Here is a 13901-nt window from a genome sequence, read left to right as displayed (position 1 = left end):
TGTTGAATATCAGGAAGGTACCTATTTATCATACAATTTTACAGTGTAAAACATGCGCACGGGGCAGACCAAGCAACGCGTTCGCCAGTGTCGGACCACGTGGGGGGATTCGACCGGGCGTCGTCGCTCAGAACACAACGAGGCGGTGCAACGGCGGGGACAACTACTCGACTTCGAGACCTGCACGGCTGGCAGAGGTGTGACGAAATGACGAACGACAAGCTACGCGCCATCGCTCTCACGGCGGTGATGGTGCTGTCGGTGATGGGAGCGGGGATCTCCTTCTCGGGGGGTGCCGCCGCGGCCGGAAACACGGAGGGGAGTGTCAGCCTCTCCCTCAACAGCGCCGGGAACACGGCGACCGTCACGGTCTCGGACCCGGACCTGGACACCGACGAAAACTCGGTGCAGAGTCACGTCGTCAACATCGAATCGACGACGGAATCAGCATCGACAAGCAGGAGCGTCGGCGATACCCCCGACGGGAACAGTGACTGGTACCCCGTCGAGAAAACGTTCCTCGTCGGTGACCGCAACAACGACGGGTCGATAACGGCAGCCGACTTCTCGCTGTCGGCCAGCGCGTCCGACGAGCGTATCACCGGCGTTCGACAGCAGAGCGGCTTCTACGAGGTCGAGATCACCGACGGAAGCGGGACCAGTGACGGGAACGCCGAGGTCGTCACCTTCCAGAAACTCTCACAGACCGGTCGATCGGACGTCGACGCGGCCGAAGGCGTCACGGAGTTCCGTATCACGAACCCAGTGGGAGACCGGAACGGTGACGGACAGATCACCCTCGCGGACGTCACGTGGGTGAACAAAGCAGACGACGAGCAGATCAACGGGTTCTTCGTGAACCCGGACGGGAGCGTGACGCTCCGGATCGAGGATACGAACGGTGACTCGGATAGCACCGGAGAGCAATTCACGTACCTCGAAAGCGAGACGGTGACCGTTGTAGAAACCGGTACCAACACCGAAACCTTCAGAGGGACCCAGCAGATCGAGCAAACCGACAGCGTCGGTATCTTGCAGGCCAGCGACGGTGACCTGATCTCGGCGTCCTACAACGACGGGACCAGACCTCGCAAGTCGGCATCGAAGACGTTGACACTCGGGAGCGCACCCCAGATTTCCAGCGTCACTCTGGGCGAGAGCAGCGGCGTCATGACGATGTCGTTCACCTCGGACACGCAACTGGGGACTGCCACCGATGATATTACCGTGAAAGTCTCGGGCCCCAGCACCGAGTACAATTTCGACAGGTCTCACTTCACCGAGAGCGAGAGCGGCGGGACCTACAGCTACACGTACACGGGGTCACAGCCCTACGACGACGGGAGTGGCGACTACACCATGGTCGTCGCGGACGCTGAGGACTCATCGGGCAACAACGGCGGGCTCAACGGCGACGGCTCGGGACTAACGAGTACTTACACGTACAGTGCCGGCGGCGACACGACGCCACCGACGATCACGAACGTGAACTTCGGCGAGAACAACGGCGAGATGGATATTTCGTTCACGACCGACGAACGACTCGGGAGTGGTCAGAGCGATATCATCGTCACTGTCGCCGGACCTAACAGCGGACCGAGTACCTACACGTTCGCCCGGCCGGAGTTCGACGAGAGCACCAGTGGGCCGCCGTACACCTACACCCTCACGGCCTCGCAAGCGTTCGACGACGGTGGCGGAATCTACACTGCGACCGTCAGGAGCGCAATCGATCCTGCCGGCAACGACGGCGGCGGGCAGAGCCACAGCGATTCGTACGACACCGGTCCCGACACGACGCCGCCGACCATCTCCGACTTCACGCTCGCGGAGAACCAGGACGGCAACGTTCAGATCGCGATCCAGTCCGACGAGAAACTCGGAACGGTGTCCGTGAGTCTCAGCGGCCCGGAATCGGCCGGTTTCTCGATGTCTGAGTTCAGTGAGAGTCCTGCAAAAGGAGGTGGCTACCTCTATCTGACGACCTACAAGCAGGACAACGACGGCGAGTACACCGCGTCACTCGACACGGCGAAGGACTTGGCGGGGAACAGTTACGGCGGGAGCAAGAGCGATTCGGCGACGATCGGGGGCGGCTCCAACACTCCCGGCGGAGAGGAGCCAGGGCTGGGTGCAGCGCCACACGTCAAGATCTCCAGCGGCGAGCTCTCGAAAGACCGCTCGACTGCCCTGCTCATGGAGTACAACGCCACCGGACAGGTCCAGTCAGCGAGTGATCTCGCCCTGCGGGTGTACGAGGGACCGATCAAGCAGTCGAACCTCGTGAAGACGAAGACCGACGTCGAAGGCATCCGCGGGATCACCTTCTTGATCTACCCCGAAGAGAAGGTCCCGTCCAGTTCATTCACCGCCACCGTCGAACTCGTCGACACGAGCGGAGCTTCGCCGACGGTCCTCACGACCAGCTCCAAGAAGCTTCAGGTGTACAACAACGTGAACACGCAGGCGAGCCGGACCACGCTCGACGACACCGCCGACTCCGGGATCACGGTCAGCTACGACACCGGAAACATCGACCCCGCGAACGCGGAGTTGGAGATCAGTTCCACGACCCTCAACTCGGGGTTCAAGAGCAAGACCAAGAGCCTCGCTAAGGAGTCCGGGACGGTCACGTTCGACGTGAAAGCCAGCGACGTGAAACGGAACTTCACTGCACAGCTATTCATCAGGGACACCGCGCGCAACCGGCAGGTCCAGTCCTCGATCAGTACCGTCTGTGTCAGTACGCAGACCTCGAAGTGTCCGAGCGTCCAATCGACGGACGTGATGTACGCCAGCAACGGTACCTCGATCTCCGGTGTCGAGGTCGCGACCGAGTGGAGCGGTCTCCTCGGTGGAATCAACTGGTACCTCCACCCCAGTGGCCAGCCCGATACGAAAGAGATCGACGGTGTCTCCGGAGTCGACAGCGACACCGATCTGATGGTCAATATGACGGTCTCGGATTTCGATCCGACGTTCGTGATGGGCAGTTCGAACGCGAGTAACTGGGAGACGACCGATCTCGGCTCCGGAGATACGCGGATCACGTACTACCTCCGGCCGGCGGATGCCCACTGGAATACGAACGTCACGAACCGGGACCCACGGGAGTGGCCCCTCCAGAACGCGTCGGCGAACAAGAACTACGAGGCGATCGTCGAGATGACGACGATCTCGCTGCCGGGCTCGGCCGGAACAGAACTGAACGGCGGGCTCGTCGCCTCCGACGCACAGGCCTTTGCCCCGCCCCGGTATACGCCCGGAAAGAACGGTAATCCCGGACAGCTCAACATTACTGTCGCTTCGCCTCACTTCGAGACCGACGGGTCGACCGTGAGCCAGGGCTACTACACCGCGATCGTCCCGTCTGGGATTACTCAAGCGTGGGGTATCAAAGCCAAGCAGTTGACCACGACCTACCAGGGAGAGTCGGTCAATTCGAACGTCGAGGTGCTCGAATCCGGTGCAATCAAAGTCGACACCGGGATCCACTACTCCTCGGGGAAAGTACAGATCTCCGGCGATCAGGGGAAACCGATCGCCGACGCAGGGTCCGATACCTCGGTCGCTCAGGGTTCGTCCGTGACGCTCGACGGGTCGGCCTCTGCTGACCCCGACGGCTCGATAACCACGTACGAATGGGACGTCGACGACGACGGCACCTACGAGCAGACCGGCAAGAGCATCTCACACACCTACAGCTCGATCGGGAAGAAGACGGTCACGCTGCGCGTTACCGACGACGCGCAAAAGACCAATACGGACAGCGTGACTATCACGGTCAACGACGTCACCGATCCAACCGCGAACGCTGGCTCGGACAAGACTGTCGACCAGGGGACGGCCGTCACGCTGGACGGATCGAGTTCCAGCGATAACGGCCAGATCAGTACCTACGAGTGGGACGTCGACGACGACGGAACCTACGAGACGAGCGGCAAGAGCATCTCGCACACCTACAACACGGCTGGTAGCAAGAAGGCGACGCTGAAAGTCACCGACGAGCACGGGAACACCGATACCGACAGTGTGACGGTGACGGTCGAAGAGACTGCGGCGCCCACGGCGGCGGCTGGACCGGACCAGACCGTCGACCAGGGCGCAACGGTCACGCTCAACGGCACCGACTCCAGCGACAACAAGCAGATCAGCTCCTACGAGTGGGACATCGACGACGACGGCACCTACGAGCAGACTGGGACGGAGGTGACCACCACCTACAGTAGCGTCGGCACGAACACGGTGACGCTGAAAGTGACCGACAACGCCGGAAACACCGACACGGACACGGTTACGATCACTGTCGCAGACGCCACCAGTCCGACGGCCAACGCCGGGTCAGACCAGACGGTCACCGTCGGCGACAGTGTCACGTTCGACGGGTCGGGCTCCAGCGACAACACTGGAGTCACGCAGTACGCGTGGGATGTCGACGACGACGGTGTCTTCGAGGTCGCAGGTAAGACCGCGAGCTACACCTTCAGCAGTACCGGAACCCACGTGGTCAGACTCCGCGTGACCGACACGAACGGGAACACGGACTGGAGCACGACGACTGTCACCGTCGAGGGTACCTCGTCACCGACGCCAGCGAACCCCTCGTTCGCCGTGACGAATATCGATGCACCGGAGACGATCCAGCGCAACGCGGCTAAATCGATCACGGTCACCGTCGAGAACACCGGCCAGGCGGACGGTACCTACGACGCATCGCTGGCTATCGACGGCGAACCCGTCGGAACGAAGTCAGTGAGCATCGCCGCCGGTAGCTCCAAGCGAGTGAGTTTCGAAATCAATCTGTATCGGTCCGGCACGAGGACGCTGACGATCGGTAACGCCTCACAAGAGATCACCGTCGAAGCACAGCAGAGCGCTGACTCGGTCTACCGCAGTGACGACAACAAGGTCACCACGGACGAAGCGTTGGACGCCATAGTGAAGTACAATGAGGGCAAAAAACTGCCGGGCCACGGGAAGCTGTCACCGAAAGATATTATGAAGGTGATCGCCGCCATGAACGCCGAGAGTTCCTGACCACCCACTGGTCGACGGACAGTCATCGACGCTGTCCGCTCCAGGTCGAAGCGGGCGGACGTATCTGTCGGTGGAGTTCTCGGTTCATTGGATCCGCGGAACCAATCGAGGTTCGAATCGGCACCCCTCACATCGTATTAACGTGAATGATTCGAGATTTTGCGATCGGCAGCTATCAATCTACTTCCGTGAGACGAGTGCGAGGTTGCAATGCAAATATCTTCAATTGATGACTAAATTGCTAGTATCTGCTGATGATTGGTCCGCTCGCCTGGGTTGGTTTCCCGAGTTGGACCGGTAGAACTATATTTTACTATCTCTGTAGTAAGAAATGCACTGACGGACTTCCGGTCTGTCAGCGTGTGTGTACTCCACTCCCACGGACTTCCCGTGGGACTTCGACAGGACCGTTCGGATAGCGATTGGAGAGGTCCAGCCGGCGCCGAGTGGGCTACATCTCGGAGCGCTTGATCAGCGCGTAGAGGACGAGGCCGCTGAGGATGACACTCAGGTAGACCTCCGCAGCGACCAGAATCCGGGCGCCCCAGCCGACGGGCCCGATGTTCCCGTACCCGATGGTGAGGAACGTGATGTAGCTGAACGAGACGAGTTTGTAGAACGCGGCCTGGCCCTCTGGAGTCGTCAACGCAGCGACGACAGATGCCGGCTGGGTCGCACTCGTCGCGAACGCCTTCCCGCCGAACGCGTAGAACAGGGAGAACAGGAACGGGACGGCGGCGAAGACACCGAAGATACGGAATATCCGCATCCCGTATCCACAGGAGATGCCCAGGAACGCGTTCTCGATCGCTCTGACGCCGTTTTTCGCGCGTGCGCCACCGTCTTCGGCACCGTCGAGGGCGATGTTGAGGTGTTTCTGCCGAGCGTACTGCTGACGTTTGACCCGGAACTCGCCGGCGGCTTTCATGTCGCCGGCCGCCGAGGCGCTGTTTTTCGCCCTGAGATAGGTCGCCTCGATGGCCTCGGGAGTCAGCGTGACGGCGTAGGACCGGTCTGTCGGGTCGGCGAAGGTGTGGATGTTCCACTCGTTGCGGTCCAGATAGTCCGTGTGGGCCTCGAAGTTGAACTCGTTGCCGTCGAACTCGTCGAAGACGGTCTCACAGAACCGGAAGTAATCGAACAGCTCACGGTGGTCGGCGTCCCGTTCGGCCGAGAGGTCGATATCGCCGAGGCTCACGCGCGTCAGGTCGTACCTGACCCATCCCTCGGCGGGTTGCGTGATCGACCCGCCCTCCAGAGACGCATCGGTGAAGTCCACGTACGAATCCGCACCGATGGACCGGAGGTGAATCTCTGCCACGTCGGTGAACTCCGTCCCCGTGAAGTCCATGGTCTCGGAGAACTCGGTCTCGGCGAACGACACCGAGCGGAACTTCGCGCCGGTGAACGCGACCGTCGACTCGAACCGGGTCCGATCGAACGAGACGTTCCGTTCGAGCTGGTTGGCGTGGCCCTCGAACTCGGCGCCCCGGAACTGCGCACCCCCGACAAACACGGCGTCGGAGAAGTCCGCCTCCTGCAGGAACCGCGTCTCGTCGAAGTCCGCCGACGCGGCGAACCGGGCGTTCGCGAAGTCCGCATCGCCCAGGAACCGCGACTCCCTGAACCCCACGTCCGCCTGGAACGTTGCCCCCGTGAAGTTGCTGTATCGGAACTCTGCCGTGTCGAACTGGACCGGGCGCTCGAAGGTGGCGTTCTCGAAGGTCGCGTCGTCCTCCATCGTCCGCGCGCCGCCTTTGAACACAGCGCCCCTGAACGTCGCCTCACCGCCCCAGTGGGTGCCACTGAAGTCGGCGTCCTCGGTACACTCCATCTCGTCGAAGACGGCTTCGGCCTCGAACGTGACCCGTTCGAACTCCGTGTCGTGGTCGAACAGGACCTCCCTGAAACTCGCCGCCGCCTCGAAGGTCGCGCCGTCGAACCTGTTGGCCTCGAAGTACGCCTGGTCGAACGTCGCCGCTGCCTCGAAGACGGCATCTGCGAACGAGACGTTGTCGTCGAGTTCGTTCGACTCGCCCTCGAAGGTAGAGCCACGGAAGGACGCCATTGCCTCGAACCGCGCCCCGGCAAAGCTTGTGTCGTCACGGAACTCCGTCTCGACGAGTTCGACAGTGTCCTCGAAGACCGCGTCGTCGAACTCGGCGTCCTGTTCGAAGCGCGTCTCCTCTGCGGCAACTGTGCCGGCGAACGTCGAACCGTCGAACTCGACGTCGTACTCGAACCGGGCGTGATAGAGGAACAGGTCGTCGATAGTACAGTCGTGGAACTGCAGCGGCATGTCGATGTCCGCCTTCTCGGCACTGATACCGCCCTCGAAGGTACAGTTCTCGAAGACTGCTGGATGGTTGTCGGCACCGTGGACGACCTCGTAGTCCAGATCCAGCGCCGGGAACGTACACCCCTCGAAGATCTTGTCGTCTTCGACACCCGAGCGAAGGACCGTCTCGAGCGCCGCCTGCACCTCCGCAGGATCGATACCGTCCGCCTGGCGCTGCTCCGGTGACTTCGTGAGAACGGAGCGAGCGCGTGAAACCTCGTCCTCGGCCATGTCCATACAGTTTCAGTTGACCGTCAAAAGTGTTTGCCGAGTAGTGATACATTACAGATCGAGTCGTGACCGGGCGAGCCCCGTGCCGGCGGGTCGTAGGACGACCTTACTCCAGTGCGTCCTGCCGTTCGTCTTCGGAGAGTGACACGTGATCGGGCAGATGTCTGGTACACTGTTCACACTCGTAAGAGACCCCGCCGTCGTCGTACGTCCTGACCGGGATCTTGAACAGGAACAGAGCGTCACGCTGCCGGCGCGCGATGATCGCGTCGGCGTTGCTGCCACAGTTCGGGCACCAGTCCTTGTCCTGGGCTGGCTCCTGCCAGGTGAGTTTGTGCCGACCGAAGACCGCGTCACTGTGGGCGTCGGATTTCGACGTCTGGATGACCGCCTCGGGCGGGAGGGCGTCGGCGTCGAGGACGTTGTCGAAACCGCTCTCGGCAGCGAGCGACTTCGAGAGGTAGGGGCCGACGCTGACAGTGTTGTCCCGACCGACGAAGAAGACGGTGACGTCTGCGTCCCGCCCCTCGATGCGTACCTCGTTGTCCCAGCCGACGACGTAGACGGTCAGATCGTGGGTCGCCTCGCTGATCGTCACTTCGTTCTTCGCGCCGACGATGGAGACGCCGTCCCGAGGATCGGTCGCCGACTCCGAGTGGTTCCACCCGTTGACCGTGACGTCGTAGGTGCTGGGCGACTTCGTCGGTGCCGCCGAGTCGTCGTGGAACACCTGCTCGACACCGCCGGTGGTGATGCTGTCCGCGCCGTCGTACTGGACGAACGCGTCCTCGATCTCGGTGACGATCACGTCGTCGGCGACGTCGTCGACGTAGCCGTCCGCCAGATCGCCCGTGACTTCGGTCTCGACGTCACTGCCGTCGACTGTGGGCGCTCCTGCGACCCCGACGTCGGTGAAGACGTACTCGGCGTCGAGGAAGGCCAGTTCGCCGTCGACCGCGCCACCGCTCACGAACACGTCCTCGGCGCCCCGGAGGCCGACCGTCTCGTCGCGGTGTTGCAGTCGGACGTCCCCGGAAAACTCGTCTGTCGGTGCGTTCCAGTGGCCACCCATGGTAGCTCACTCTACCGAACGACGCTACTTCAAACGCCGGGTAGGATATTCCTTCGGGAGATAAGGGGAAATTATATGCCGATGCGTCGACGTGTTGCCTACATGGACCGACGTTCGTTCCTCCGCAGCAGTTCGGCACTCGTCGGCGGTGTCGCCCTGACCGCGCTCGCCGGGTGTGGTGGCAGTAGCTCCCCGCCGCCACGGAAAGCGCGGGTGTTCGAGGACGTCTCGCTGAACGGAAAGGCGATGGAGATCAATTTCGTCGCGGACCCGAGAGTAGAGTCCCGTGTCGAAGCCGTCAACGGCTCGCTCGCCGTCGGCCAGCTGTCCCCGGTCGGCGTCGCGAGTGCACAGAAGGGCGCCCGCGGTGCGACACGTGGCTCGGGCTCGTACCGCACAGCCCCGAGGGGACGCCACGGCTGGGCCGTCTGGCATGGCGGTGACTACGACGACTGGCGCGACGACCACCGGGACGAGGTGAAGATGTATCCGGCTACCATCGCGGCTGCTGGCGTCGCGTATCTCGGCCGGGACCAGCGCTACGAGGACGACCCGCCCGATGCCGGTCCCGTTCCCTGGGACCAGAAGTGGACGAACCAACAGGACGGGAAATCCCACACGGTAGAGCTCTCGCAGGCGACGCCGAGCGACCAGCCACGGGAGGGGTGGTACCGTGTCGGGACGAAACTGGTCGGCGAGAACAGCAACGCCGACTTCGGCTGGCAGGCGGCCGACTTCGAGATCGACAACGAGGGGAACTGGCAGATCGACAAGTCCTGGCACATCAAACCGCGCCTGTGAGTCCACGCCGGGATGTCCGGACCGTCCGCGAACGACAGGGCAGGTGAGAGCGATATGGACAGTCCCGACGCTCCCGATCAGTCACTGGTGACGGACCGCCGGTTCAAGCTCGGGCTGACGGTCGTCGTCGCCTTCTGTTCGATCGCGTACGAGCTCGTCTACTCGCAGTTCCTGACCGTCTTCTACGGCGGGACCGTCGTCCGGTACTCGATCACCATCGGACTGTACATGTTCTCGCTGGGGATCGGTGCGCTGCTGTCGGGGCAACTCGACGACCCCGAGTCGAACCTCCTCCGGACGGAGGTGTACCTCGCGTTCGCCGGCCCGGCGGGTGCCGCGTTCATCATCGCTCTGAACTCGTTCCCAAACGTCGCGTTCCCCGGGAAGTATACGGTCACACTCGTGCTCGCGCACCTCCCGATCGTGGTCGTCGGTGTCCTCTCGGGGTTCGAGATCCCGTTGCTGGACGAACTCGTCGAGGACCGCGAACGGTCGCTGTTCGCCGCGCTCGGGCGACTCTACCCACGGCAGGTCGTCAAGCGAGTCCTCGGGACCTTCTTCACCGTCTCCGACGACGAGGGGGGCTCGCTCTCGGAAGTGCTGGGCGCGGATTACATCGGCAGCCTCGTCGGTACCGTCGTCTACGCGCTCGTGCTGTATCCGCGGTTCGGACTCGTCGTCACGGTCCTGATACTGGGCCTCCTGAACGCCGTGGCGGCGCTGGCGTTCGCCGGGTGGACGCTCTCGGGCGCGACCGATACCCTCGCTCGCCCGACGGTCGGCCGCTGGCGTGCGGTCCTCGTGGCCGGGTTGCTGCTGACCGGGACCTACGGCGGCCTCGTGGCCAACGGCGAGGCCGTCGACCGGACGGTCACCGGCGCCTACATGGGCGACCGGATCGCCGACGAGTACAGACCCGGAACCGTCGAGATCGAGGTCGAATCCTACGACACGACGGCCTATCAGCGGATCACACTGTACGAACGTCGGGTCGAGACACACACCGGCCCGGAGCGGTGTCTCCGACTGGACAGCGCCCTCCAGTTGTGCGATAGCTGGGTCGACTCCTATCACAGCGGCCTCGTCGACGTCCCGATGTCGATGTACGAGGACCAGTCGTCGGTGGACGTCCTCCTCATCGGTGGTGGCGACTACATCGCCGTGGACCACCTCCGGGAGTACAACGCCTCGGTCGATCAGGTCGACATCGACGGCGAGTTCTTAGAGTACACCAAGAACCGGAGCTACTTCGAGCAGTACCACGACGACGCCTACGAGTACGACCGGCTGGATACGACCGTCGGTGACGCCTACACCTACCTCCGGGAGACCAACGAGACCTACGACCTCGTACTGCTGGATATCCCCGGCGCCCGCAGCGACGATGCGCTGCCACTCTACTCCGAGGAGTTCTACACCCTCGTTCGCCAGCGGCTCTCGGACCGCGGCGTGGTCGTCTCCTGGGTGTACTCCAGGTACAGTTATCCCCAGCACAACAAGGCCTACCACAACACCGTCAATGCGGCCGGGTTCGACCGTCACATGCCCTACTCGGTGGTCGACGACCTGGACGGGGACGGCGAGTACGAGCGCGGCGAGCAGTTCTACGTCCTCTCGGACGGCCCGATGCCCGAACCGGACCTGTCCCGTGCACGCGGGGAGTACGTCGACCGGAACGCCGCCCGGTTGGGGCCCTTCGAGTGGCAGCGACTGGCGACCTACCGCGGCGTCGAGCCCAACAGCGTCTTCGATCCGAACTACGACATCATCGTCGGCTACACATGACACGAGATACCCTCCAGTTCGTCCACAGTACGACCGCGCCGACCGAGCAGGTACGCGTCTTCGACGAGTGTAGCGTGGACCTGCTCGGGACGGAGTTCCGCTGTCGGGTCATCGGTAGTTCCCACTACGTGAGTGCACCGGCCCTCGACTTCCACGAACTCTCCACGTGTGACCCCGTCGACTGCGAGGGGAAGACGACGATCCCGCTGGAAGAAGGCGGGCGGACCCGTCGGCTGTCACACGAGACCGACCGACTGCGGTGTGAGACAGAGGTCGAACACCGGCCGCTGTCGGCGTTCCCGGAGGACGGCGAATTCGACCTGGCCTACTGGTTCGGGGACGCGGCCGTGACGACGATAACGGTCGACGACGACGGCTACGAGACCTACCACACCTATCCGGAGTTCGATCTCGCCCTGTACACGCGGACGCAGTTCTTGCGTGTCGAGGGCGTTGACGCGACATCGCTGGGAAGCCACCTCCGGTCCGGGTCGGTCCCCGGAACCGACTAGTCGCCGGCCGATTCGACCGGGACGATAGTGACGGGGACCGTCGACTCGTCGACGACAGCGAAGGCGGTGTTGCCCTGCGTGATGTTCTCGACGACGCCCTTCGAGAGGTGGCCCATCACGATGTGGGAGATATCGACGTCGGCCGCGATGTCGAGGAGTTCCCTCGCGGTCCGCGTGGCCGAGCGGTTCCCTTGATGCGTGATGTACTCGACGGAGATCGTCGAGACGACAGCCCCATCACGGGTGCGCTCGCGGAGTTCGTCTCTGATACGTCGTGCATCGGGGTTCGTCGACGTATCCTCGACGAGATGGACGATGTGGAGGTCCCGGTCCAGTCCCTGCCCCAGTTCCGTCGCCACTTCCAGAACGCGGTCACGTGCCGGGTCGTCCGCGATGGCAACGAGGATGCTCATGGATAGTCGTTGGCCGTGGACAGACATATCTTTACTGTCGAATCCGTGGGCTGACAGCACCATTATGGTACGTCGTGACATAGATGGGACCATGCCGGACACCAAAGACGGTCGCGAGCGGCAGGCCAGAGACTCCGAAAACAGACAGCGACGGCGCGAAGTCGTCGAAGCGCGCGAGCGCGAAGAAGAGCACGAGCCGCCACAACAGTGTCAGTACGAGGGGTGTCAGGCGGATGCCGCCTTCGAGGTGCTCGAACGCTACCCGTCGGATGAAGACGTCGTGGAGACGATGCTGTGGGTCTGTGCAGACCACGCCGCCATGGAAGGTCCGACGAACCTCGCCACCGACTCGTATCGCTTCCAGATCACGACGATCGACTGACGGGTGTCGGTCCGGAGATCGGATCGAGTCGTCCTGCTCCGGGCCTCAAAGGTGTGTCACGTGACACCACACCTATCGTGACGGAATTATTATAATGAACGTTCGAGTACGTCACTAATTTCGCCTCAAAGTTCAGAATTCTGCACCCTCAACTGTCATCGTTGTTCAGTGAGAATATATCAGAATAACAAAACGTATTTATACCCGTGGGGCGTATCGTTGAATACAATGAACTGGAAGCACCGCCGTAACCAGACCAGCGCAGCACAGAAACAGACTGAAACCCGAAGCGGTACGAAATGGTCGTTCATCGCAGCGGCGACCGTCGCAGCGTGACCACGCAGTCCACGAACTCATTTTTCGACGCCGCAACACACCACTGAGTGGCGACGCTGTGTCCTGTCTCCGACGACGTCTACAGCGGAAGCGCCAGGTTCACGCTGGGGCTGCAGTCAGACGCGCCTGTGCCCCCGTGCCGTTGAACTGTGGCGGTGTCCCCTCGTCGGGCTCCCAATGGCGGACCGACCCAGCGAGCGTCGCGAATTCGTCGCTCACGTCACCCGAGACGGGGGCGATGCCGACTATCATGACCAGGTTCCCCTCGTGGGTGACTCGCGCGACGTAGACGGTGACGTTGACGGGCTCCAGGTCGGGCGAGACGACCAGCGAGCCGCTGAGACGCGTCATCTGCGTGTCCTGGCCCAGCATCGTCACGGGTCTGTCACTCTGGACGGAAAGGTCGGTGACGTTGGTGACGTTCGCCGGGAGGTAACTCTCGCCCTGGTCGATGAAGAAGCCGGACTGGTCGAGCACGCCCGGGTCAGAGGCGTAGACGAGCGGATTGAACGCGACCGGTCCCAGTTCGAGCGACGACATCGAGAAGGCAGTGACGACCGACGTGTTGGCCACGTCGAGCGAGACGTTCCCGGCCCCCGGTTGCTCGGTCGCCGTCCCGGCTGCCGGTTCCGTCGGCGCTCCCGCTGTGGAGATGCCACTGACGTAGGTACTCGCCCAGACACGCATGCTGACGTTCCGACCGAATCCCGGAATCGGCCGGTAACTGACGTTGAACGACGTCGAGTTCAGCGAGGTGTAGCCCGTCTCCGTCAGCGCCGGCTCCTCTACGGTCGCGGGTCGGGCATCGTAGTAGAGTAACGGGCTGTCGTCGGTCACAAAGAAGTATCCACCGACGACGATCGCGAGAAAGAGCAGAAGGACCGTTACGATCACCCCCACAAAGAGGAGCTTCCAATTCATACCAGGTCTATTGTCAGCCATACATATCTCTTTTTACATCGATATTTCGACATTTTTTGGGTCCGATCGACCC

At 62.4% G+C, this 13901-nt stretch carries 9 protein-coding genes; 5 read left to right on the top strand and 4 right to left on the bottom strand.

All coding sequences use genetic code 11. From position 1 onward, the window contains the following. Window positions 1–207: 207 nt before the first annotated feature. Window positions 208–5037 carry a PKD domain-containing protein gene (locus Hhyl2_RS18105; protein WP_483552194.1) on the top strand — a complete coding sequence of 1610 codons (4830 nt, stop codon included), beginning with the start codon at window positions 208–210 and terminating at the stop codon, window positions 5035–5037. Window positions 5038–5488: 451 nt separating this feature from the next. On the opposite strand, the gene Hhyl2_RS18100 is transcribed toward Hhyl2_RS18105, so the two are convergent. Next, the gene (locus Hhyl2_RS18100; RefSeq protein WP_483552193.1) at window positions 5489–7606 is read right to left on the bottom strand and encodes a pentapeptide repeat-containing protein; all 2118 of its coding nucleotides are present in this window, start codon (window positions 7604–7606) and stop codon (window positions 5489–5491) included. A 106-nt stretch (window positions 7607–7712) separates the two neighbouring features. Next, window positions 7713–8678, bottom strand: a complete 966-nt coding sequence (locus tag Hhyl2_RS18095) for a DUF8108 domain-containing protein (RefSeq protein ID WP_483552192.1) — start codon at window positions 8676–8678, stop codon at window positions 7713–7715. Between the two features lie 102 nt (window positions 8679–8780). Here Hhyl2_RS18095 and Hhyl2_RS18090 point away from each other — a divergent pair, with 102 nt between their 5' ends. Genes Hhyl2_RS18090 through Hhyl2_RS18080 form a run of 3 tightly spaced genes read left to right on the top strand, consistent with a single transcriptional unit; the run spans window position 8781 to window position 11776 of the window. After that, entirely contained in the window at window positions 8781–9479 is a 699-nt protein-coding gene (locus Hhyl2_RS18090; RefSeq protein ID WP_483552191.1) for a hypothetical protein, read from the top strand. A gap of 54 nt (window positions 9480–9533) precedes the next feature. Next, on the top strand, window positions 9534–11264 hold the full coding sequence (locus tag Hhyl2_RS18085) for a spermidine synthase (protein ID WP_483552190.1): 1731 nt from the start codon (window positions 9534–9536) through the stop codon (window positions 11262–11264). Next, window positions 11261–11776, top strand: a complete 516-nt coding sequence (locus Hhyl2_RS18080) for a hypothetical protein (RefSeq protein WP_483552189.1) — start codon at window positions 11261–11263, stop codon at window positions 11774–11776. The genes Hhyl2_RS18085 and Hhyl2_RS18080 overlap by 4 nt, the downstream gene beginning before the upstream one ends. Here the strand turns inward: Hhyl2_RS18080 and Hhyl2_RS18075 are convergent. Further along, the gene (locus Hhyl2_RS18075) at window positions 11773–12189 is read right to left on the bottom strand and encodes a universal stress protein (protein WP_483552188.1); all 417 of its coding nucleotides are present in this window, start codon (window positions 12187–12189) and stop codon (window positions 11773–11775) included. The genes Hhyl2_RS18080 and Hhyl2_RS18075 overlap by 4 nt on opposite strands. 91 nt (window positions 12190–12280) lie before the next feature. Here Hhyl2_RS18075 and Hhyl2_RS18070 point away from each other — a divergent pair, with 91 nt between their 5' ends. After that, a complete protein-coding gene (locus Hhyl2_RS18070; RefSeq protein WP_483552187.1) occupies window positions 12281–12571 on the top strand; it encodes a hypothetical protein in 291 nt (96 codons plus the stop codon). Between the two features lie 435 nt (window positions 12572–13006). Here the strand turns inward: Hhyl2_RS18070 and Hhyl2_RS18065 are convergent, their stop codons facing one another. Further along, window positions 13007–13828: a DUF6517 family protein gene (locus tag Hhyl2_RS18065; RefSeq protein ID WP_483552186.1), complete on the bottom strand. Its 822-nt coding sequence runs from the start codon at window positions 13826–13828 to the stop codon at window positions 13007–13009. Window positions 13829–13901: the final 73 nt, after the last annotated feature.

The organism is Haloarcula sp. H-hyl2 (genome assembly GCF_056934385.1).
This window is presented reverse-complemented; position numbering and strand designations above follow the sequence as displayed.

Excerpts from the sequence above, each read along its gene's own strand:
- Hhyl2_RS18080 (WP_483552189.1), top strand. The coding sequence starts at position 11,261 with ATGACACGAGATACCCTCCAGTTCGTCCACAGTACGACCGCGCCGACC.
- Hhyl2_RS18095 (WP_483552192.1), bottom strand. The coding sequence starts at position 8,678 with ATGGGTGGCCACTGGAACGCACCGACAGACGAGTTTTCCGGGGACGTC.
- Hhyl2_RS18070 (WP_483552187.1), top strand. The coding sequence starts at position 12,281 with ATGCCGGACACCAAAGACGGTCGCGAGCGGCAGGCCAGAGACTCCGAA.
- Hhyl2_RS18065 (WP_483552186.1), bottom strand. The coding sequence starts at position 13,828 with ATGAATTGGAAGCTCCTCTTTGTGGGGGTGATCGTAACGGTCCTTCTG.
- Hhyl2_RS18105 (WP_483552194.1), top strand. The coding sequence starts at position 208 with ATGACGAACGACAAGCTACGCGCCATCGCTCTCACGGCGGTGATGGTG.
- Hhyl2_RS18090 (WP_483552191.1), top strand. The coding sequence starts at position 8,781 with ATGGACCGACGTTCGTTCCTCCGCAGCAGTTCGGCACTCGTCGGCGGT.
- Hhyl2_RS18075 (WP_483552188.1), bottom strand. The coding sequence starts at position 12,189 with ATGAGCATCCTCGTTGCCATCGCGGACGACCCGGCACGTGACCGCGTT.
- Hhyl2_RS18085 (WP_483552190.1), top strand. The coding sequence starts at position 9,534 with ATGGACAGTCCCGACGCTCCCGATCAGTCACTGGTGACGGACCGCCGG.
- Hhyl2_RS18100 (WP_483552193.1), bottom strand. The coding sequence starts at position 7,606 with ATGGCCGAGGACGAGGTTTCACGCGCTCGCTCCGTTCTCACGAAGTCA.